Origin of the sequence: Niabella drilacis, assembly GCF_900101395.1 — a bacterium.
Classification (GTDB): domain Bacteria; phylum Bacteroidota; class Bacteroidia; order Chitinophagales; family Chitinophagaceae; genus Niabella; species Niabella drilacis.
On sequence record NZ_FMZO01000002.1, the window covers coordinates 147,807 to 169,972 of the forward strand.

Consider the following 22,166-nt stretch of genomic DNA (forward strand, 5'->3'; position numbering starts at 1 on the left):
GTTTGTTTTTTGTCCCGGGGGCAGGTAACCTGCCTGTATCTTACCGGCAAAGAAACAAAAGAAAAAGCAAGAAAGTTTAAATGAGTCCTGTGAATGATCGCTCAGGGCACTTTAATAATCCATTGCCCACCGCGTGGGGCACCCTTTCGTTCAATGATCCCTTTTATTTTTAACGCATCCAGATGTTTTTGTATGGCAGACTCGTTGATGCCAAAAGCTATGGCCAATGTTTTCCTGCTCACCGAAGGGTTTTTCTTTAACACCTGTAATAGCTCTTTTTGGGGCGTGCCCAGTAAAATTTTCTGACCACCTTTCTGACCACTTTTCTGACCACCTTTTTGACCACCTTTTTGACCACCTTTCCGGGAGAATTTAAATTCGATCCGGGTAAAATCAATGCCTTGCTCAATCAGGGGTTTGCTCTTGCTGTATTGCATCCATCCCGATTCCATTTTTCCTAATCCATACCCGGCATTTTCGGCAAGATTTATGATTCTAAACAGTTTGGCGATAACGGGATTGCGGGGTAATGACAGATCTCCTGCCCGTATTTTTTCAAGCGATTGTGGCAAAGCCCCCGGGTTCAGGAACTCGATCTTATCCGTAAATACACGGATACGGGGTTTCATTACGCTAAAATAATCCGTATGCATCAGGAGGTTAACCAGTGCTTCCCGCAGCGCGCCAAGCTGTGGCTGCTCTTCTGTAGCAAATCCTTCCGGGGTTAATTGGAACGGCACCTCAACCGCCCCGGCGATACGCCTGAAAAGGGCAAAAAAGTATTGCCATATATTTTCCTGTTCATCCATCCGGTAAGCATATCTTATGGGTGCATCCTGGTAACTGGTACCGGGTATTTCAAGATAATCAATTCTGAAGTCGTTAAATATGTTTTGTATAGCCCCGTTGTTGCCGAAAAACAGCAGGCCGCCATAGGTAAGTGTTCCTTTCTCTGTAATGCGCAGTTTTTCCAGGAACGCTTCATCCGTAAGCCTGTTGTAGGGGTGCGATTGTTCCAGCCGTCGTAAATAATCCCTGTATTCCCTTAAAGAAGGACCATGCAGCATTTCGATGGTGGTACCTGTAATCGTTTTAGATGTTTCCGTACCAAATCGTTGGTCACGATACATAGCGTCTACCTCTTCCTTCGATGCTTTTTGATCACCGCTTGCCGTGCTTTACTTCTTACAGATCATGGGCAGGATGAATTTCCAAATTATCAGATTATTCCGGTTTAACGTTAGATTTCGGTTTATCCTTTTGCGCTATTGACGCGTGTTCGATCCGGTTTCATCTTTTCCCATTTGACAGCTTTTCCTATCTAAGGCGCTGCCTGTACAAGGGTCCTTATTTCCTTTAAAACCCCTTCTTTGAACAGCAGGGTATTCCTGGTGATGTTCTTCTGGTCCGGCTGCCGGTAATTTAAGTACCATTCGGAGGAGGCAGACATCCGGCTGTCGTAGGGTTTGCTGATCAGCTTTGCAAAGGCCGAGATGGCGGTGAAATAGTCTTTGTATTTTTTCATAGACTGCAGTTCCAGCATCTTGTTGTAAACCTGGCTGGCAGGGTCGCCTACATTAATAGTGTAGCGGTATTGCCGGCCCGCCGGCCATTTGGGAAGTTGCCGGCCCTCCGGGTTGTAAATAGCTTTTATCCGGTCGTTCTCGATCTGGAATAGTATATAGTCTGAGGGAACCCATTGACTGCTCAGCCGGAGGTCGGAGTAGTAACCCAGCTTTCCCTTTAGTACCTCGATTCCTGAAAATTGCGGGTTGGTGACCCACAGGATGTCGATATTTTTTTCGATTCCGATCTGCCTGATCTTTTCATAGACCGCTTCGTGATTTTCGCCGATCTGCATGCCCAGGAGGCTTCCGGACCTCAGGGTGTCGGCAGCGAGCACGCGTCCTTCTACGGGGTCAATGATTGTTTCCGGCTGCAGGTCTTCTTTTTGACAGGATGCAAAAAGAAGACAGCAGGCCAGGAGTGGCCTCCAAATGATACTGAATAGTTTGTTAGATTGATCCATATTGTTATGGCAGCGGTTTATCTTTAATGAAGACGTATCCGGGGGGCTATACGCAACAATCCGGCCATTTTTTTTAGTAAGGGAGCCGGTTCCTGGCGGCCCGGTCGTTATTGAATCTTTGCTTTGATCTCCTGCAGTTTCAGCAGTGCTTCAACCGGGGTAAGGCGGTTGATGTCGATATCGGTCAGTGCTTTCCGGATGCCTTCAAAAGTTTCGCTGTGCGCATCAAAGATCGAGAGCTGAAACTTGGGGGCATTTACATCTTTGATCTTTTCCTTTATTGTCCTTGGATCTTCGTCTGTCTCGTTTACATGTTTGTTTTCCAGCTGGCTGAGTATTTCATTGGCCCTCCGGATGAGTGCTGGAGGCATGCCGGCCATTTTGGCCACATGGATACCAAAACTGTGCGTGCTGCCGCCGCGGGCCAGCTTGCGCAGGAAAATGATCTTGTTGCCGATCTCTTTATTGGTGACATGGTAGTTTTTGACCCGCTCCAGCCTGGCTTCCAGCTCATTGAGCTCGTGGTAATGTGTTGCAAACAGGGTCTTGGGCTGGTGGGGCGACTGATGCAGGTATTCGGCGATACTCCAGGCAATAGAGATCCCGTCATAGGTAGAAGTACCCCGGCCGATCTCGTCCAGCAGCACCAGGCTTTTATCTGTAATATTATTGATGATAGAGGCTGTTTCGTTCATCTCAACCATAAAGGTACTTTCCCCGCCACTAAGATTATCGGATGCGCCCACCCGGGTAAAGATTTTATCAGTCAGCGATATATGCGCTTCGGTTGCGGGAACAAAACTGCCCATATGGGCCATCAGGGTAATCAGCGCCGTCTGGCGCAGCAATGCTGATTTACCGCTCATGTTGGGACCGGTGAGGATAATGATCTGTTGTTCTGTTTTATTCAGTTCAAGATCATTGTGTATATAGGGCTCTCCAACAGGCAGGTTCCGTTCTATTACCGGGTGCCGCCCTTCTTTTATACTCCAGGATGCCTCTTCATGCAGCGTGGGTTTTTTATACTGATAGTGGATGGCATTGTGTGCAAAGCAACCCAGGCAGTCGAGGACGGCGATGAGGTTGCCGTTTGCCTGAACCGGGGCCAGGTAATCGGAAAGCTCATTGAGCAGCTGGTCGTATAATTGCAGCTCAAGTTGCAGGATCTTGTCTTCGGCGCCGGTGATCTTTTCCTCGTATTCCTTTAATTCCGGTGTTATATAGCGCTCTGCATTGGCCAGTGTTTGCTTGCGGATCCAGTTTTCCGGTACTTTGTTCTTATGTACATTGGTCACTTCCAGGTAGTACCCGAATACGTTATTGAAACCTACTTTCAGGGAGCTGATGCCGGTTTGCTCTGCTTCTCTTACCTGAAGTTCTGTGAGGTAGGCCTTCCCGTCTTTGGAAATGGTACGCAGTTCATCCAGTTCTGGAAGGATACCGTTTTGAATAACGCCCCCTTTGAGGATCGTGGCAGGAGGCTGTTCGATGATCTCCCGGAAGATCTTTTCGGCAATAACGGGACAGGGGTTTAAGGCGTCGCCGATCCGTTTCAGATAGGGATTGCTCTGGGCCAGGCACACCTGCTTGATGAGCGCAACCTGTTGTAAGCCGCGGGCAAGCTGCAGGACTTCCCTGGGGTTGATCTTTTTAGTGGGGATCTTGGCTACAAGCCGTTCTATATCGCCGCAAAGTTTTATGGATTGTATCAGCGACTGCCGAAGCTCCGGGTCTTTGATCAATACCTCTACCACATCCAGCCGCTCGTTGATTTTATGAAGATCGATTAAAGGAAAAATGATCCACCGTTTGAGCAGGCGCGCGCCCATGGGGGATACGGTGTTGTCCAGTACCTTTAAAAGGGTATGCTGCCCATCCGCCGGTCCCCCTGCAAGTTCAAGGTTCCGGATGGTGAATTTATCCATCCATAAAAAATCATTCTTATGGATGCTGCCGATGGAGGTAATATGCTGCAGGTTGGGATGTTCCGTATCTTTAAGGTAATGGATCACGGCGCCGGCAGCGATGATCCCGTTCTCCATAGCGGCGATGCCAAATCCTTTCAGCGAGTGGGTCTGAAAGTGCTTGAGCAGCACATCCTCCGTATAATTTTTGTCAAAGATCCACTCATCCAGCGTGTAGATATAGGTCTTGCTGCCAAAATATTCCTTGTATTTCTTTTGCTGATGCCGCTGAAATACGACTTCGGCAGGACGAAAGCTTTGTAAGAGCTTGTCGGCGTACTCACGGTCGCCTTCGGCTACAAAGAATTCACCGGTAGACAGGTCCAGGAACGCAATGCCAAACTGGTCATTGTCTGCAAAATGGATACCCGCCAGGAAATTATTACTGTTGTGCTCCAGCAGTTTATCATTAACTGCCGTGCCGGGGGTCAGCATCTCCGTAACCCCTCTTTTAACAATGCCTTTTGCCTGTTTGGGGTCTTCCAGCTGGTCGCAGATAGCTACGCGGTAGCCGGCTTTAACCAGTTTGTGTAGATAGGTGTCGAGCGAATGATGCGGGAAGCCCGCCAGGTCCAGCGAGGCTGCTGCTCCGTTGTTCCTTTTGGTGAGCGTGATGCCCAGCACCTGGGATGCGATCACGGCATCCTGGCCAAAGGTTTCGTAAAAGTCGCCTACACGGAACAGCAACACTGCATCGGGATATTTTTGTTTAATAGCCTTGTGCTGCTGCATCAGTGGAGTATCGTTCGGGTTATTATTCTTTGCCTTTGCCATGGAGCGCAAAAATAGGATAAAACAGCGTTTGTGGGGGTGGTAACACTGTCAAAAAAGAAGGAGCGCGGGGGACGCCGCTTATCAATAAACAGATTGATTTACAAGGATATTTCTGGTTGTGGCATAATTGTTGGGCTTAGTTCCCCAAAATAGATAGTTTATGAAGAAATTATTGCTTTCGGCCGTAGCTTTTGCTACGATGGCTCTAGCTGCGCAGGCGCAGACACAGAAAGGGTATTATATTATTGGCGGAAGTATCGCAGCCATAAACGGGAACACCACAGAAAAGAGCTTCAAATTCAACCTGTCGCCCAAGGCAGCATGGTTTATACAGGATAACTTTGCATTAGGAGGGGAGGTTCGTTTTGGTGTGGATGCCGGCCGCGGCCGCGGGCCGTCCTTTAATTATTTTGTAGGACCCATGGCTCGGTATTATTTTGGTGAGGACCAGGTAAGCCTGGTGAAGCAGACCCGCTTTTTTGGGGAAGCAAATGCCGGGGTTGGAGGAACCAACGGGGGCGGTAATTCTACAAATGGCTTTGAAGGAGGCATCGGGCCGGGACTGGCTTATTTTGTAACGGAAAATGTGGCGCTGGAGTTACTGGCCAAAGCCAATTTTATAACCGGTGCCGGCAATAAAAGTGCGGCTTTTGCTCCGAGTCTAAACCTGGGCTTCCAGATCCATTTGCCCGGATCCAAACTGAAGCAGGTACGGGATGATATGAGATAACGGATCCGTAGCAGAATAACTTATCGGCCGCCCCGGGTACACCCGGGGCGGCTTTTTATTGTATAATAACCGGTATCCGTTTATTTTTGCGCCATGCGTAAATTAAGCATGGAAGAGTTAGGGCGGAAGTCGGTGGCCGAGTTCAGGGAGTCAGAAAAGATGCCGATCATCGTTGTGCTGGAAAATATCCGCAGTGCCTATAATGTGGGCAGCGTATTCCGGACGAGCGACGCATTTTTGGTTGAAGCGATCTATGTGACCGGGTATTCTGCAAAGCCACCGCATAAAGAAATAAAGAAAACAGCCCTGGGGGCAGAAGAGACCGTTAGCTGGCAGCATTTTGCCAATGCCGGGGCGGCTATTGCCACATTACGGCAGGATGGGTATACCATACTGGCCGTTGAGCAGGTGGCTCAAAGCAGGAAATTGCACCAGTTACAGTGGGATGGTCATACAAAAATTGCAGTGGTGTTTGGAAATGAGGTGAGCGGGGTGGAGCAGTCGACCATCGCTTTGTGCGATGGGTGCCTGGAGATCCCCCAGCTGGGTATGAAGCATTCACTCAATATTGCCACGGCGGCGGGTGTGGTACTTTGGGAGCTGGTACGTACCAGGGTTTGAGGTTTAACGTTTCATGTGATCTGGTACCCGGCGCTGATGGCTGACAACTCCTGAAAACGGACGACTGATAACTGAAACAGGTATGCTTGCCGGTTGCCTGAAGAACAGTACATTTGCCGAATGTCTGTTACAAAGAATTACCTGAGTCTTGTAAAGTTCTCGCACACCATTTTTGCTATGCCTTTTGCTTTCATCGGTTTTTTCCTGGGCATCAGGGATACGGATATCAGTGATCAGTCGCCCAATGCCACCGGTATCCTGCCCACCATGTGGAACAAGTCCCTTTATCTTTTCCGGGAAAAAGGCTGGCTCTTCCTCCTGGTGCTGTTGTGTATGGTTTTTGCCCGTAATGCCGCTATGTCCTTTAACCGGTACCTCGACCGGAAGTATGACGCGCTTAACCCGCGCACGGCGGTGCGGGAGATACCTGCGGGGGTCCTGTCTGCCCGGAGTGTATTATGGTTTACTGTACTGAATAGTATATTGTTTATTGTAGCGGCGTATTTTATCAATAGTCTTTGTTTTTATTTATCACCCGCTGCATTGCTGGTCGTGCTGGGGTACAGTTATACCAAACGTTTTACGGCGCTGTGCCACCTGGTGCTGGGGCTGGGGTTATCCCTGGCTCCGATTGGTGCCTACCTGGCGGTAACCGGGGCATTTGACACCTTGCCGGTACTTTTTTCCTTTGCCGTTCTTTTCTGGGTAAGCGGGTTTGATATTATTTATGCTTTGCAGGATGAAGCCTTTGACCGGCACAACGAATTATACTCCATTCCTTCCGTACTGGGTGGCAGGAAGGCGCTCCGGGTGTCGGAGCTCTTACACCTGTTGAGCGCTGTGGCGGTTATTGCAGCAGCGTTTAAGGGTAATTTCGGGGTTCTGTACTGGGCCGGTGTAGCCGTTTTTGTGGGGATGCTGATTTACCAGCACAGTATTGTAAAACCCGGCGATCTGCGCAGGGTGAACCTGGCTTTTATGACTGCCAATGGCATCGCCTCGGTGGTATTTGCTGTTTTTGTGATCATGGATATGTTTTTCAGGTTCCAGGTTTGACGTTTTTCCGGTGGCCACCGGGGCGCGTTAGATCCGTGGGTTCGCTGCTTAATGACACCGGCGGGTTAAATATGGTTGAATGTTGTTTCAAAACACGGAAAGCAGGCTGCTCAACTCTGGTTCCCCGTTCATAATTTTACATTTCTTATTTTATATTTTAATGTCCAGGATTCTTGCAATTGATTATGGTTTAAAACGCACCGGCATCGCAGTAACGGACCCTATGCAGATCATTGCTACAGGGTTAACAACCATCGATTCACGCGAGCTGATCCCTTTTCTGAAAAAGTATTTCCAGCAGGAACTGGTGGAAAAGATCATTATCGGCGAGCCCAGGAATTGGGATGATTCGGATACGCACGCCACGCCGCTGGTAAAAAAAGCAGTAAAGGAGCTGAAAAAATATTTTCCCAACCTGCCCATCGAAGGGGTTGATGAACGCTACACCTCCAAAATGGCAAAGGATGCCATGCTGGAAATGGGCCTCAAAAAAAAACAACGCCGGAACAAAGCCCTGGTGGACGAGATCGCTGCAACCATTATATTGCAGGAATACCTCGGCCGGGCTTAGAAGTTGCCCGTTTAAAGCTCAAGGTTTCAAGGTGCATCCGTTTTTATTGCTCACAGGTCACGGGTAGGGTTTTGCCCCAAACCCCGGACATTCACGGCGGGTTAGGTTTAATGTTTGACGCCGGATCCGCCTCATACCCGAAGTTCTTCGCATATGCGTCAAGTTAATATTACAAATTTAGTGGTCAAAGACAAAAGCTGCAGCGCAGCGTTACGTTTATTAGCAACGGACACCAGATGGAATAGAGGTGCAGCGCACCGGTAATATAAATCTTCCCCAAAAGATTCCCGCCGCGCTGCGGCTATGGGCAAGTCCCTGGAAGTTCTTGTTACCATGATTTACGGCGCGCTGCGCCTGTTTGCTATCAAAAAACGGGGCTTGGGGGCTCCAAAGGTTTATTCGTGCTACATTCTATAGCAATAACCTGTTTTTTATCCTGACGCACATGCGAAGTTCTTCGGGATTCAAATCTTCAAATTCCGGATTCTCAGATGACGCCCAATATTGTCCTGAATACCGACCCCTAATGGTGGTCTGTTCAAAACCGGACCCCGACCCCCACCCGGCACATAAAAAGTGCTTTTTCTGAACTGCTTTTTTTATAGTTGGTGACGCCGGCAAACAGGTCATTCGACATAAAAAACCGCTTTCCAAAATTTACCTGGATATTAAGATTTCCCCCGATACTTGTTGCAGGGGTTCGTATGGTCGTATCCTTATTGATACCATCAAGGCCTGTGTAGTAATAGCTGCTCCAGGATCGTTTTTTTATGGTACGGAAATAAGTGTTTGAACAGAAGAACATGGGGCCGGCGCCAATGCGAAATTCCGGCCGGTTCATAAAAAAATACCTTGCCGCTACCTGAAAACCTTCGGCTTGCTTATTCCAGCTCCGGAAACCGGAGACCGCAATTCCGATGCGGTTTTTAACGAGGGCTCTTTCATACGTAGCATGCATGCCAAGTGCTGCAGAAAGATCGGCGCCCGGAGATAATGGTTTCACCAAAAATAAGGAGGTGGTCATTGCCTGTGCCCCCAGTGAAAAGCGATTGGGCGCGGGGTCAATAAAGCTGTTTCGCCTTTTCCGGTTTATTAGGGCTTGTCGCATTTTTTCCCGGGCAAGAAGGCGTTGGTGCTCCCGGTACTCCCGGGCTGCATTCCGTTTTTGCCAGTAGTTGCTTACGGTCTTGTCGGTGGTGCCATCTCCGTATTTAATAGAATCAACAACACTCAGTGAAATTCTTCTGAAGCTCTTGTTGCCGGGAAAAAGGAACTTTACGAAAATCCGGTTCACTTCATAAACTTTGGCAGCAATTGTTTTTTGGCCGGATATAAAAATGGAGTCCTGCGAAAATGCAAAAAAGCCGGCAAACAGCAGCAGGGTAGTTAAGGCAGTAGTCTTTCTCATATAAATAGAAAGACGGTAGTGATTAGCGGAACGCAACAGCTGCGTTCCGGCACTGAACGCTATGGGACATTTATGTATTTATGGATCTGTAAGCTCAGTTCCCATTGAGGGTGGTCCTTGATGTAGTCAATAATGAGCGGTGTCATTTGGGCGGCTTTGCTCCATTCCGGTTGCAGATAAAGTTTACAGCCGGGTGATACCTGGGCCGCAAATTGCTCACCCCAGGCAAAATCCGTTTTATTGTAAACAATGATCTTTAATTCGTGGGCCCCGGGCAGGATCGCCGGCAGGGGTTGTTTGAATTTTTTAGGAGAGAGGCAGATCCAGTCCCATTCACCGGACAGGGGAGCGGATCCGGAGGTTTCAATATTGGTAGCGATACCGTTTTCGCGGAGCGCGGTTGTGAGGCCGTCCAGCGGGTGCAGCAGGGGTTCGCCACCGGTAATTACGGCAATGCGGGCCGGTGTTTTTTTGACTGCTTCAACGATATCTGCAACGGGCCAGAGGGGATGGGCATCAAAAGGCCAGCTCTCTTTTACATCGCACCAGGTACACCCCACATCACATCCTCCCAGCCGGATAAAATAGGCGGCTTTCCCCTGGTGATAGCCCTCGCCCTGGATGGTGTAAAAATGCTCCATTACCGGGTAGGTACCATTAAATGCTACTGGGGCGGTATCTGATGACTGATGACTGATGACTGATGAACCTGTTAAAATACAAAAATACCATTAATGCAGAACGTAAAACTCATTTTTCAATGAACACATTCCCTCATTTTTAATTGCGCTCGTCACAGGCCTTAAATGTATTCTTCATTAAAGCCGCGATGGTCATGGGGCCTACGCCTCCGGGAACCGGTGTGATAAAGCTTGTTTTGGGTGCTACATTTTTAAAATCCACATCACCCACCAGGCGGTGGCCCGATTTTTTTGTAGCGTCCTTGATCCGGGTGATACCAACATCAATTACCACTGCTCCTTCCTTTACCATATCCGCCTTAACAAATTCGGGGATGCCGATGGCGGCAACAATAATATCTGCCTGCAGGCAAATTTCTTTGAGATTAGTGGTTTTTGAATGACAGAGTGTGACCGTGCAATTACCAGGGTTGGTATTGTTGCTCAGCAGGATGCTCATGGGGCGGCCCACAATATGGCTTCTCCCGATCACCACTGCATGCTTCCCTTTTGTTTCGATCTTATGATGTTCCAGCAACAGCATGATCCCGTAAGGCGTGGCAGAAACATAAGCTTCTTTCTCTCCCAGGGTCATCTTACCAATGTTCACCGGGTGAAATCCATCCACGTCTTTAGACGGATCAATGGTCTCAATTACTTTTTTTTCTGAAATATGTTCCGGCAGTGGCAATTGCACCAGGACGCCGTCCACGTCCATATCTTCATTGAGTTCTTCTATTTTCTCCAGGAGTTTCAGCTCCGTTACGTCTTCTTCAAAATGAATAAGGGTAGATACAAAGCCGATCTCATTACAGGCTTTTACTTTAGAGGCTACATAGGTTTCACTGGCCCCGTTATTCCCCACGAGAATGGCCGCCAGGTGCGGCACTTTTTTACCGGTAGCCGCACGCTGGGCTACATCAATTTCAAGGGAATCCAGGAGCACTTTTGCTGTTTCTTTTCCGTTCAGTAGTTGCATAGGCTGCAAACCTACATAAAGTTTGGGAGCAGGGGTAAAAATTTTATCCGGAAAGGCGAAAGGATAGGGAAGCGCAGTATTGTTAGTATATTTTCAATACAACTCTTGATTTTGATCAATTTTTTCGAAAATATTTAATGTTTTAATTGTTGTATAAATTGATGAAAATCAATTTATAAGGTTGTCTAAACAACTAACGGTTGATCTTGTAGTGAATGTTTTTATAAGGAAAGGTTAAAAAAACATAAATTAACTGTTAAAAAAATGTATTTTGCAAGGTATGGAGGTTTAGCGATATTTTATGACTAACAACTGTTTAATGTGACTGTAACCTTCAAAAAATTGACTAATAATCTTTAACAAAAAAGTACATGAGAAAAGTTGTATTGCTCTTGACAATGCTTATGGGTTTTTCATTTCTGGCTTTTTCTCAAACCAGGGTGATTACCGGAACGGTAACAGATGAAAGCGGAAAGGCTATTCCGTTTGCTACAATTGCTGAAAAAGGGGCTGCTCATGCTGTTGCAGCCAATGAAGCCGGGGTTTTTAGTATTCAAATTAAAAATGGTGCTACTTTAAGTGTTTCCGCTACAGGATTTGTTTCACAGGAGGTTCCCTCGCCGGGATCACCTTTGGCGGTGGTTCTAAAGACTGCGTCCCAAACTATTGAAGAGGTAGTGGTAACTGCTTATGGGGCAACAAAACGGAAAGCTTTTACCGGAACTGCATCTGTGATCAACTCGGATAAGTTTAAGGATATGCAGGTGAGCTCTCTTACCAACGTGCTTCAGGGACAGGCAAGTGGAGTACTTGCCGTCAGCGGTAGCGGTCAGCCCGGCGAAAATGCCACTATCAGAATACGGGGTATTGGCTCGCTCAGTGCTTCGTCTGACCCCTTGATCCTGCTTGACGGGGCGCCCTATGCCGGTAATATTAATAGTATCAACCCCAATGATATTGAAAGCATTACCGTTTTGAAGGATGCTTCTTCAACCGCCTTGTATGGTTCCCGGGCAGCAAATGGAATTTTGCAGATTACCACTAAACAGGGCAATGGTCCCACAAAGATCGATGCTTCTTTTTTATATGGTTTTTCTTCAAGAGCGGTTCCTGATTATAAATACCTGAGTACCGGTCAAATTTATGAGACGACCTGGTTAGCGCTCAAAAATGAGGCGGATTTAAACCCGACACTGATTACCCAGGCCGGCGTTACGAGCGCTGCTGCTTATGCTTCCAAAACGGTAGCGGGGTTAATCGCATATAATCCTTACAGGATGGCTCAGCCGGTTGGGTTAGATGGAAAAATTGTTCCGGGCGCTTCTTTATTATGGAATGAAGACTGGTCAAAACAGCTGTTAAGGGTTGGCCACAGAAAACAGGCCGATCTGTCCATTTCCGGCGGAACCGATAAAACAAAATATTTTATCTCAGGTCAATACCTGGACGACCCGGGTCTGGTAGTCAGCTCTTTTTTCAAGAGATACTCTACCAGGATCAAAGTAGATACAAAGATCAGCAGCTGGCTTAAGGCGGGCTTAAATACAAATGTGAGCTATTCGAACCAGTCTTATCCGGCACAGGGCGGTTCCGCTTATTCCAATTCGATCCAGTGGATCAGAAGCGCATCCAGCATATTTCCGGCTTATTTGGTAGATACGGCTACCGGCTCCTATATTTTAGACGCAAAGGGAAATAAGATACTTGATTATGGTAACAACGGGCAGCAGACAAGGCCATATGGAGCGGGCTCCAATGCCCTGGGGGCTGTTACGCTGAACCAGACCTCCTATGACCGGTTTATTACTTCATTGAATGGATACGCGGAAGCGCATCTGTTGCCCGGGCTGGATTTCCGTACGCAATATGTAATTGATTATTATCTGTATTCTGCCAATCAGTACTATAACCCGTTTTTAGGTGATGGCGCTGCATACAAAGGGAGAAGTTACAAAGAAAGAGACGTGACCAGCTCGCAAACGTTTACGAATACGCTTACTTATGATAAAAGCCTGGATAAAGCCAATCATATCAATGTGGTATTGGGTATGGAGGCTTACAGATGGAATAATGGAAATGTTGCAGCCGAAAACAGGGGTTTTACATTCCCCGATGTTACCGAGTTGGATTATGGTTCCAACCCGATTACAGCAAGTTCCTGGTCTTATAATAACAGGATGGTAAGCTATTTCGGCCGTCTGAATTATGATGTATTCGACAGGTATCACTTATCGCTGTCTGCCAGAACGGACGCTTCAACCAGGTTTGCCGATAGCGTAAGATGGGGCAAGTTTTATTCTGCAGGGTTTGCCTGGAATATTAACCGGGAATCCTTCTTCCATTCTGATGTGGTAAGCGATCTGAAATTAAGAGTAAGTTATGGTACTACAGGGAACTCGGCTACCAGTTCCTTCTTCCCGTACCTGGGTCTTTATGATGCAGGTTGGAATATTGCTGATTTTTCGGGCTCGGTTATTTCCTCGGTTACAAATGGTCTCCTTAGCTGGGAAAAGCAAAAGACCCTGGATTTAGGGCTTGATTTTGGATTTTGGAATAACAGGATTACAGGTTCATTCACGTATTTTGACCGGGTATCGGATGGGTTACTGTTTGCCAAACCTTTGCCGCCATCATCGGGGGTAAGTTCGGTTACTTCAAATATTGCAAAGGTATCTAACAAAGGTTACGAGGTGGATTTCAATACGAGGAATATTAGCAATGGCGACTTTTTATGGACAACCAGCCTCAATTTTACTACGATAAAAAATAAGGTATTGGAGCTCCCTAATCATAAAGATGTTGCCGGATCGGGATTGAGTATGCTTTCTGAAGGGAAATCGGTTTACAATTATTATATCAGAGAGTATGCAGGGGTAGATATGGCTGACGGCCGGCCGATGTGGTATAAGGATGTGTTAGATGGCGACGGCAAAGTGACCGGTAAGGATATCACTAAAACATACAGCGAGGCCACGAGGTATTTTAAAGGGTCTTCCCTGCCGGCATGGTCGGGCGGTATTTCTAACTATGTACGGTATAAAGATATTGATCTGAGTTTCCTTATTTCTGTAAGTCACGGCGGTAAAGTGTATGACTATAACTACGCTGCTTTAATGCATGGTGGTATCGGTACGTCGGTTGGGCAAAACTGGAGCCCTGATATTTTAAACAGCTGGAAGAGCCCCAGTGACCCGGGTGACGGGATTACTCCTAAATTAATGCAGACAACAGACTACCAGCCTACTTCCGTATCAACCAGGTTCCTGTACGATGGCTCTTTTGCAAGGGTCAGAAATGTTACAATGGGCTATAACATCCCCAAAAAGATTATTGAACGCTATAAAATTAACCGGGTCCGGTTTTATGTAGATATGCAAAATCCGCTTACGTTCTTTGGCAGAAAAGGATTTGACCCGGAAGAAGGCGGCTTAAATGGTGCAAGTGCCAATAATAACTCTGCAGTTTATAAATCAATATCATTTGGTGTAAATGTTAATTTATAAAATATTAATTATAGTATATAATGAAAAATATTCTTAGAATCACTTTGCCGTTTTGCCTGCTCTTTTTAGTTAGCTCATGCAAAAAAAGCTTTTTGAATGAGGTAGTACCCTCAGACGGCAGCTTGGATCCGACAGTGATTTTCGGGTCGAAGGAAGGCGTTAATAATGCATTGGTCGGGATCTATGGCGAGCTGCGGGATTATGCATCCGGTGGCCAGCAGAACATGTATGGTATTAAATCCTGGCAGTTCAATTTTGAGGTGAGAGGAAACGACCTGTTCTCGGATCCGGGAAACTGGTGGTTATATGAAACGAACTGGTCTGATAACGGGTACGGACGGGTGGCAACCGGCGGAAGAACCAGTGTTACCTGGAATATGCTTTATAAAACCATTAACAACGCCAATGCTATAATCCTTAATACGCCTAATCTTCAGGATGGTGATGCCGTTAAAGCGCCGCTGATTGCCGAGGCGAAAGCGCTTAGGGCTTATGCGTACTTTTGTTTAGCCAGAACGTATCAATTCTCCTATGCTACCAACCCTGACGCTCCTGGCGTACCCATTTACACGACTCCTGCTGACGCTGCTGTCAGTGGTAATCCAAGAGCCCCGCTAAAGGAAGTTTATGCGTTAATCGTTAGTGATCTGGAAGAAGCTGTGCAGAATTTGCCCACGACAAGAATCGCCAAATTTAGGATCAACAAGAATGTTGCTGCAGGTCTTTTGGCCGAAGTATACCAGGAAATGGCCATGAGTGACCAAACACTTTGGGCGAAAGCGCTCGCAAATGCGGAAACCGCGATGAATGGCTATCCTTTAATGTCTGCCGCGTCATATAACGACGGGTTCAATACTGCAAGCAATTCAGAGTGGATCTGGGGCCTGATGTTTAATGGAACCCAGTCTAAATCTTATGCGGGTTGGTTTGGTTATATAGAGCCGACCAATACGCCTAATACCAATTTTTCTGCACGTTATAATGATATATATGTTAACTCCTCCTTTGTAGCCAATTTTACAGAAACAGATATGCGGTATAAATTTCTGGCTGCACCAGGACAAAGTGCTTCCCTTCCATGGAAAAGATGGGTTACTATTAAGTTCAGGGATAATGCTACCAAGTCCGGTGACTATGTTATGATGCGCGCTGCCGAAATGCATTTGATTAAAGCAGAAGCGCAGGCGCAAATGAATAATATACCGGATGCCAAAACAACGCTTTATGCTTTGCAATTGCAGCGCGACCCCAGTGCAATAAAGTCTGCCTACACTGCAAAGGCAGATGTAATCAGTGAGATTTTATTAGAAAGACGCAAGGAGCTTTACGGAGAGGAAGGGTGGAATTACTTTGATCTGAAAAGATACCAGCTGCCCCTGGTACGGGATGGTATCCATTGGAGCATGTTAAATATACCGGCAAACAGCAACAAATGGAGATGGCAGTTTCCCCAGGCTGAGATAGATGCAAATAAATCGTTAACAAGTGCAGATCAAAATCCCTTATAAGCAAAATATTATCATAATGAAAAAATCTGTTTTATTTCTATATTCTTTGTTACTTATATCTTTCCTTGGATGTAAGAGAAACAGTGATCTGACCAAACCTGAATCCAGGGCGGAGTTCCCGGTTGCAACCGGTTCCTATTCTATTTTAAACAATCCCGGTTCGAATTTTAAGATCCCGATCGGGTTTACTGATATTCAGAATATCGACAGGACTATTAACTTCAGCGTGACCTCTCCTACAGGCGCGGTGTCGGGCCAGCAATACACGGTCGCTCAAAACGGCTCCGTAACGATACCTTCGGGTAAGGCACTGGACTCGATCCAGGTAAACGGGTTATTTGCAGGCTATGCTTCAAGGGATAAAAAAGATTCTTTGTATTTTACGATTACCGGTGGTGATGGAACTCCTTTTACGGGATTTACAACATATAAATTGGTTATGCAAAAGGTTTGCCCACTGGTTATCGGGGACTACAGCGGTGATTTTGTGGTTGTGCAGGATGCCTGGGAGGATTATTCGGCAGGAGATGTCATCACCCTCACAAATATTGACGCTACCCATTTTTCATTTAAAAATAAACATGCGCTCAACCCTGTTCCTGTTGTTGTTACGGTGAATACGAGCACCAATGCAGTAAAAATAGACAAGCAAATTGTTGGTACTCTTTGGGACTATGACGATCCGGCATATATCGACCCGACCATGGCGGCAACCGGAACTATTGTTGCCTGCGATAAGGTCATCAATCTTTCGGTGTCTTATGGTTCTAAAGCAGGGAACTGGAGCGGAACCTATGCTTTGGTCTTAAAGAAGAAATAACGTTCGTTAATGGTCCGGCATTAAGAGGGTGTGTCAAAAATGAATGATACACCCTCTGTTATAATGCGTCCGGCAGGTCATAAGCCCGGGCAGGGGAAAAGTCTTTAGGGAGGCTGCTCCTGTACAACCGGATCTGCTGGCAACCCGTTCCTGTATATGGAAGCTGTAACCCCGGCTGATGCTCTATGGGCGCACCACCCTGTTCCTGAAGCTGGTGCCCTCATATCCTTTTGCGACGCTTTTGATTGCTGGAATACCGGCAATTTTGGTAGCGTAAGATCAGCTGTTTGTTAAAATCGGTGTATCTGGCAAGGTATTCGCTTTTGATACCCCGGGCATACCTGCGGATGTCAGAATCAATGTTTTGGCTGTGGCTGAAATGGTGAAAAGTGGCGCCGGATGGTGTTGATGGAATACAGACCAGCCACGAATTGTTTATGATTTTTCAAAAAAACTACTTGACTTGAATCAATTTTTTGATTTTTTCAAAAATTTTTCATTTAAATACAATTTATTGTAAACCAAACAAGAACGTTAGTTATGCAACTATTTTTGACGGCAATTAACGCTTGTTAGTGTTTTCGAAAGGTTAACCAATTATCAACAATTTGTTAAAACGTTGTACTTTGCATAGTTATTTCGGAAGAAGTATAGATGTATCAACCTCGCTATGATTGACTAAGTTTATTCTATTAACAAAAAAAAATCCATGAGAAAACTTGTATTGCTATTAGCACTCATTACCTGTTCCATGCTGGCCTTTGCACAGACAAGGGCGGTAACAGGTTCCGTTAAGGATGAATCGGGGAATGTCATTCCCTTTGCAACCGTTTCCGAAAAAGGAACAAAAAATGCTGTATCTGCAGATGCAGAGGGCGCGTTTAGCATCAATGCTAAACCCGGTGCCCAACTGGAAGTTTCTGCTGCCGGGTTCCAGGAACAAACAATAACAGCTACCGCCGGTCCGATGAATATCGTACTCGCTGGCGGAAAGGACCAGACCATCACTGAAGTAGTGGTTACGGCTCTCGGCGTATCAAGAGAAAAGCGTGCACTGGGCTATGCCACCCAATCGCTGAAAGCAGATCAGCTGGTTGAAGCGGCCAATACCAGTTTTGCCGGTGCGCTCCAGGGCAAGGTTTCCGGGGTTGACATTGTACCGTCGAGCGGTATGCCCGGGGCCTCAACACTGATCACCATACGGGGTGCCCGTTCCTTTACCGGTGATAACTCTCCCCTGTACGTAGTAGATGGGATGCCTATTTCTTCCGGGCCGGATGTGAGCACCGGGAATAGCGTTACCGGTACCGACTATGCAAACAGGGGTGTGGATATTGATCCTAATGATATTGCTAATGTTGAAATACTGAAAGGACAGGCCGCTTCTGCGCTTTACGGTATCAGGGCTTCCAATGGTGTGGTTTTGATTACCACCAAAAGTGGAAAGGGCGCTGCAAAGGGAAGACCTCAGATCTCGTTTAACTCTACGGTAAGTTTTGACCGGATATCCCGGTTCCCGGATCTGCAAACGACCTATGCACAAGGCTCATACGGGGCTTTCAATCCTAATGCTTCTACTTCTTACGGGCCTAAGATCACCGATCTGCCAAAGGACCCTGACTACGGCGGGGAAACAGATAATGACTATACTGCTGCCGATGGCAAACACCCGGGAATGTATTATGTGCCCCAGCGTGCCCGTGCAGGCCTGGATCCCTGGGTTACTCCTGGGGTTTATAACAATGTAAAAGAGTTCTTTAATACGGGACTTACGTTCAATAATTCCATTGGGGTGGTGAATGCCACCGACCAGGGCTCTTATGCTTTAAGCCTGGCCGCCACCAACCAAACCGGTATCGTACCAAAAACAGGGATGGACCGGTACAATGCCAAATTAGCTGCCGAAACCAAGCTGTCGGATCATTTTAAAGCAGGGTTTAGCGGTAATTTTGTGAACTCCAATATTAAAAAAGCACCTTCCGCAAATGATGGTTTAATAGCAACCATTTACCCGGCTCCTGCCAGCTATGACCTGGCGGGCATTCCCAGCCATGCTGAAGGGGATCTGTATACGCCTGTTGGCTACAGAGGCGGGGCGTTTGTAAACCCTTACTGGGGCGTAAATAACAATACTTTTACGGAGCAAACCAACCGTTTTTTTGGAAATGGTTATGTGAACTATAATACAAGGTTCTCTGATAAAACAACCCTGGACGTAAAGTACCAGTTAGGAACAGATGCCTACACGACAAATTACGAGGATATCTGGGGATTTGGTTCTCCGGCCCGGGCATCGAATATTACGCAATATAGTTTTACGAATACCAGCTTTAATTCATTATTGACCGGGAACCTGAAATGGGACCTGAGCAGCGATTTTAAACTGAACGCCTTAATCGGGAATGAATTTGTAAACCAGGTTACGAACTACAAATCCCAATATGGTCAGGACTTTGCTTTTGGCGGGTGGAACCATATGGATAATACCGGTACCAAAGATGCTACGGCAACATTAACAAAATACAGGACCATTGGTACGTTTGCCAATATTTCCCTGTCTTATTTGAACATGCTGTACCTGGGTTTAACCGGCCGCTATGACCGGGTTGCTTCCATGCCTTCAAAAAACAGGGACTTCTTTTATCCCTCTGCATCGCTGGGCTTTGTGTTTACCGAGCTGGCAGGGCTGAAAGGCAACGATGTACTGAATTATGGTAAACTGCGCCTCTCTGTAGCACAGGTTGGTCAGGCCGGAACGTTCCTGCCTAATTATTATACCATTCCTTCCTATGGCGGAGGTTTTTACGGTGGCACCCCCATTTTCTATCCCATTGGAGGAAATTCGGTTAAAGCCTATATTCCCAGTACCACTATTTACGATCCCAACCTGAAACCGCAGAATACCAACTCTTATGAAATTGGTGCGGATCTGAATTTCTTTCACAACTTAATAGAATTTAATTATACCTACTCCCGGCAGAATGTAAAAGACCAGATCTTTGCCATTCCGCTGGCAGGATCTACCGGTGCCAATAATTTTATGACCAATGGTGGTAAAATTCATACCAATGCGCACGAAGCTACTATTACGGCAAACATTATCCGGCAGAACGATCTTGAATGGAGCCTTGGTGTAAACTTTTCGAAAATTGATAACTATGTAGATGAATTAGCTCCGGAAGTGGAAAGCATCTTCCTGGGTGGATTTACCACGCCGCAGGTACGTGCGGGCATTGGTGATAAATTCCCGGTTATCTATGGTACCAAGTTCAAGCGGAATGATAAAGGACAGGTTATCTACGGTGAAGATGGTATTCCCCTGGTGGGCGAAGACGGCGTAATTGGAGTGGCTGCACCTGACTTCATTTTGGGTGCTAATACCCGGCTCCGTTATAAGAACCTTACATTCTCATCCGTTGTGGAATGGAAAAGCGGCGGCCAGCAATATAGCGGTACTACCAACCTGCTGGATAACTATGGAGCCAGCAAGTTAACTGGAGATTCGAGAGAGAAAAACGAAGTAGTACTCAAGAATGTTGTGAAAGAAGATGGTACCGTTGGTGATATTAAAATAGAAGGGTATGACAATATTCAGGACTATTATCAAACGCTGAACTCCATTGATGAAAGCAGCATTTATGGAAGTTCTTTTGTTAAGATGAGGGAAATTGCATTAAGGTACCAGGTGCTGAAAAAAGCCCGTCTGGGATTGGCTATAAACGGTTTTGCACGCAATATCCTCCTGTGGACCAACAACCCGCAATTAGATCCTGAATCTACTCAGGGAAATACCAATATGGCAGGAGCTTTTGAAAGATTCACATTACCGCAAACCACAAGTTTTGGTATTGGCTTAAACCTGCAATTCTAACTTAATTCTAATTTAAAACAACGGAGATGAAAAAGATAAATATTTTTAATATTATCATCGTTGCTCTGGCCGGCAGTCTTTTGACTTCCTGCTCCAAAAAAGCGATGGATGACGTGAACATGGACAGGAATCATACCCAGGATGTACCGGCGCGGTTTATTTTAACAGATGCAATGACGGCTACAGCATTTAATGTGGTAGGCGGTGATGTTTCCTTATATGCATCCATTTACCTGGAGCATGAAGGCGGGGTTTGGAACCAGGCCTATCAATCCGAAAACCGGATTACACAGCCTACTTCCGCCACCACCTATAATAACAGCTGGGATGCGGTGTACAACAATATAAAGGCACTCAAAATTGCTGTAAGCAAAACCGCGCAAGGCGGATCAGAGGAAGGGAATGATGTTACCGGGGGTATAGCGAAAGTGCTGCTGGCTTATAACCTGGGTGTTTTAACGGACCTGTACGGGGATGTGCCTTACCAGCAAACCGGCATTATGAATGAGGATGGTACTCCCAAGTACATGCAGCCTGCTATTGACAAGCAATCGGATCTGTATACCGAAATTCAAAAGTTATTGGACGAAGCCATTACACAATTAGCAGGTTCGGATGCATCCTTAATCGGAGGTATCGTTGCTAATAAAAATCAGGACCTGCTTTATGGTGCTAAAGCCAATTTGTGGACAAAGGCAGCCTATGGCTTAAAGGCCCGGTACCTGATGCACACACTAAAGGTTTCTGCAGACGTAAATGGCGACTTAAATAAGATCCTGAATTATGTGAGCAAATCTTTTGCAGACGCCAGCGAGGAAATGAAATTTGATTTGTATGACGGGTCTTCAAATATCAACCCGCTTTACGGGATCTCCAGCTCAAGGGATATGCTTGGCGCTAGTAAAAGCCTTGCCACGAAATTCAAAAACACGAATGATCCCAGAGGCAACCAGGTCTTTGTTACGTACGGCGGTAAACTATTAACGAATGATGCTGCAATTACGAACGGGGTGCCGAATGGAGAGGCAGAGCAGGTGCAATTTACCTATCCGATTGCAATACTGGACTATGCTTCAACAGCCCCAACACTATTGTTAAGCTATCATGAAGTTTTATTCCTGAAGGCAGAAGCGCTGGCTCGTTTAAACCGCGGGGCAGAGGCTTCAGAACCACTTCATGAAGCCATTGTTGCCGCTTTTGCAAATCTGGAGCAATCCATCGAGTCGGGTAACTCCGGTCTGATGGATGCGTTAGGTACATCCAAGACTATTGTGACCCCCGATCTGTCGGAGAGTGTGGCCAATGACTACTTTACCACAAGTGTTTTGCCCCGCTTTGCACAAAATGCATTGAAGGAGGTGGTATTGCAAAAATACCTTGCATTCTTTGGGGCATCGGGAGAGTCAACAGAAGCTTATAATGACTACCGCCGGTTAAAGGCCCTGGGCCAGGAAGATTTTATCGGGCTGGCCAATCCGCTTAATGCGCAGGCTAAATTCCCGCTCCGGTATACCTACGGGAACTCTGATGTAACCGCCAACCAGGCTATTAAGGCCGCATTTGGAGATGGCAGTTATGTTTACAAAGAAAATGTTTGGTGGGCTGGTGGAAGCCGCTAAAAAGAACTGAGAACTTAAAGACGCCACTCCGCT

15 protein-coding genes are annotated in these 22,166 nt (G+C 46.5%); 9 read left to right on the plus strand and 6 right to left on the minus strand.

Annotated elements, in window-relative coordinates; all coding sequences use genetic code 11:
- Positions 1–101 precede the first annotated feature (101 nt).
- The 3 genes from BLS44_RS04010 to mutS all read right to left on the minus strand — a co-directional run bounded on the left by BLS44_RS04010 (position 102) and on the right by mutS (position 4,767).
- On the minus strand, positions 102–1,130 hold the full coding sequence (locus BLS44_RS04010) for an ATP-binding protein (protein ID WP_090388762.1): 1,029 nt from the start codon (positions 1,128–1,130) through the stop codon (positions 102–104).
- Positions 1,131–1,321: 191 nt separating this feature from the next.
- Positions 1,322–2,029, minus strand: a complete 708-nt coding sequence (locus BLS44_RS04015; protein WP_090388763.1) for a hypothetical protein — start codon at positions 2,027–2,029, stop codon at positions 1,322–1,324.
- A gap of 107 nt (positions 2,030–2,136) precedes the next feature.
- On the minus strand, positions 2,137–4,767 hold the full coding sequence (gene mutS / locus BLS44_RS04020; RefSeq protein WP_090388764.1) for a DNA mismatch repair protein MutS: 2,631 nt from the start codon (positions 4,765–4,767) through the stop codon (positions 2,137–2,139).
- 160 nt (positions 4,768–4,927) lie between these two features.
- Between mutS and BLS44_RS04025 the strand changes: the two genes are divergently transcribed.
- The 4 genes from BLS44_RS04025 to ruvX all read left to right on the plus strand — a co-directional run bounded on the left by BLS44_RS04025 (position 4,928) and on the right by ruvX (position 7,745).
- Positions 4,928–5,497: an outer membrane beta-barrel protein gene (locus BLS44_RS04025; RefSeq protein ID WP_090388765.1), complete on the plus strand. Its 570-nt coding sequence runs from the start codon at positions 4,928–4,930 to the stop codon at positions 5,495–5,497.
- Positions 5,498–5,590: 93 nt separating this feature from the next.
- Positions 5,591–6,118 carry an RNA methyltransferase gene (locus BLS44_RS04030; protein WP_090388766.1) on the plus strand — a complete coding sequence of 176 codons (528 nt, stop codon included), beginning with the start codon at positions 5,591–5,593 and terminating at the stop codon, positions 6,116–6,118.
- A gap of 120 nt (positions 6,119–6,238) precedes the next feature.
- Positions 6,239–7,174, plus strand: coding sequence for a UbiA-like polyprenyltransferase (locus tag BLS44_RS04035; RefSeq protein ID WP_090388767.1), 936 nt, complete (start codon positions 6,239–6,241; stop codon positions 7,172–7,174).
- 160 nt (positions 7,175–7,334) lie between these two features.
- Positions 7,335–7,745 (plus strand): Holliday junction resolvase RuvX, encoded by a 411-nt coding sequence (ruvX, locus tag BLS44_RS04040; protein ID WP_090388768.1) that lies wholly within the window; start codon positions 7,335–7,337, stop codon positions 7,743–7,745.
- 538 nt (positions 7,746–8,283) lie between these two features.
- On the opposite strand, the gene BLS44_RS04045 is transcribed toward ruvX, so the two are convergent.
- From BLS44_RS04045 to folD, 3 genes are all read right to left on the minus strand, one after another.
- A complete protein-coding gene (locus BLS44_RS04045) occupies positions 8,284–9,153 on the minus strand; it encodes a hypothetical protein (protein ID WP_090388769.1) in 870 nt (289 codons plus the stop codon).
- Between the two features lie 59 nt (positions 9,154–9,212).
- Entirely contained in the window at positions 9,213–9,794 is a 582-nt protein-coding gene (locus BLS44_RS04050) for a 7-carboxy-7-deazaguanine synthase QueE (RefSeq protein ID WP_090388770.1), read from the minus strand.
- A gap of 139 nt (positions 9,795–9,933) precedes the next feature.
- Positions 9,934–10,812, minus strand: coding sequence for a bifunctional methylenetetrahydrofolate dehydrogenase/methenyltetrahydrofolate cyclohydrolase FolD (folD, locus tag BLS44_RS04055; protein ID WP_090388771.1), 879 nt, complete (start codon positions 10,810–10,812; stop codon positions 9,934–9,936).
- A 371-nt stretch (positions 10,813–11,183) separates the two neighbouring features.
- Here folD and BLS44_RS04060 point away from each other — a divergent pair, with 371 nt between their 5' ends.
- The 5 genes from BLS44_RS04060 to BLS44_RS04080 all read left to right on the plus strand — a co-directional run bounded on the left by BLS44_RS04060 (position 11,184) and on the right by BLS44_RS04080 (position 22,133).
- Entirely contained in the window at positions 11,184–14,315 is a 3,132-nt protein-coding gene (locus tag BLS44_RS04060) for a SusC/RagA family TonB-linked outer membrane protein (RefSeq protein WP_090388772.1), read from the plus strand.
- 92 nt (positions 14,316–14,407) lie between these two features.
- Positions 14,408–15,823: a RagB/SusD family nutrient uptake outer membrane protein gene (locus tag BLS44_RS04065; RefSeq protein ID WP_176954310.1), complete on the plus strand. Its 1,416-nt coding sequence runs from the start codon at positions 14,408–14,410 to the stop codon at positions 15,821–15,823.
- 16 nt (positions 15,824–15,839) lie between these two features.
- Entirely contained in the window at positions 15,840–16,643 is an 804-nt protein-coding gene (locus BLS44_RS04070; protein WP_143019653.1) for a hypothetical protein, read from the plus strand.
- Between the two features lie 709 nt (positions 16,644–17,352).
- On the plus strand, positions 17,353–20,514 hold the full coding sequence (locus tag BLS44_RS04075) for a SusC/RagA family TonB-linked outer membrane protein (RefSeq protein ID WP_090388775.1): 3,162 nt from the start codon (positions 17,353–17,355) through the stop codon (positions 20,512–20,514).
- A gap of 26 nt (positions 20,515–20,540) precedes the next feature.
- On the plus strand, positions 20,541–22,133 hold the full coding sequence (locus BLS44_RS04080; protein WP_090388776.1) for a SusD/RagB family nutrient-binding outer membrane lipoprotein: 1,593 nt from the start codon (positions 20,541–20,543) through the stop codon (positions 22,131–22,133).
- Positions 22,134–22,166: the final 33 nt, after the last annotated feature.

Excerpts from the sequence above, each read along its gene's own strand:
- BLS44_RS04010 (WP_090388762.1), bottom strand. The coding sequence starts at position 1,130 with ATGTATCGTGACCAACGATTTGGTACGGAAACATCTAAAACGATTACA.
- BLS44_RS04015 (WP_090388763.1), bottom strand. The coding sequence starts at position 2,029 with ATGGATCAATCTAACAAACTATTCAGTATCATTTGGAGGCCACTCCTG.
- mutS (WP_090388764.1), bottom strand. The coding sequence starts at position 4,767 with ATGGCAAAGGCAAAGAATAATAACCCGAACGATACTCCACTGATGCAG.
- BLS44_RS04025 (WP_090388765.1), top strand. The coding sequence starts at position 4,928 with ATGAAGAAATTATTGCTTTCGGCCGTAGCTTTTGCTACGATGGCTCTA.
- BLS44_RS04030 (WP_090388766.1), top strand. The coding sequence starts at position 5,591 with ATGCGTAAATTAAGCATGGAAGAGTTAGGGCGGAAGTCGGTGGCCGAG.
- BLS44_RS04035 (WP_090388767.1), top strand. The coding sequence starts at position 6,239 with ATGTCTGTTACAAAGAATTACCTGAGTCTTGTAAAGTTCTCGCACACC.
- ruvX (WP_090388768.1), top strand. The coding sequence starts at position 7,335 with ATGTCCAGGATTCTTGCAATTGATTATGGTTTAAAACGCACCGGCATC.
- BLS44_RS04045 (WP_090388769.1), bottom strand. The coding sequence starts at position 9,153 with ATGAGAAAGACTACTGCCTTAACTACCCTGCTGCTGTTTGCCGGCTTT.
- BLS44_RS04050 (WP_090388770.1), bottom strand. The coding sequence starts at position 9,794 with ATGGAGCATTTTTACACCATCCAGGGCGAGGGCTATCACCAGGGGAAA.
- folD (WP_090388771.1), bottom strand. The coding sequence starts at position 10,812 with ATGCAACTACTGAACGGAAAAGAAACAGCAAAAGTGCTCCTGGATTCC.
- BLS44_RS04060 (WP_090388772.1), top strand. The coding sequence starts at position 11,184 with ATGAGAAAAGTTGTATTGCTCTTGACAATGCTTATGGGTTTTTCATTT.
- BLS44_RS04070 (WP_143019653.1), top strand. The coding sequence starts at position 15,840 with ATGAAAAAATCTGTTTTATTTCTATATTCTTTGTTACTTATATCTTTC.
- BLS44_RS04075 (WP_090388775.1), top strand. The coding sequence starts at position 17,353 with ATGAGAAAACTTGTATTGCTATTAGCACTCATTACCTGTTCCATGCTG.
- BLS44_RS04080 (WP_090388776.1), top strand. The coding sequence starts at position 20,541 with ATGAAAAAGATAAATATTTTTAATATTATCATCGTTGCTCTGGCCGGC.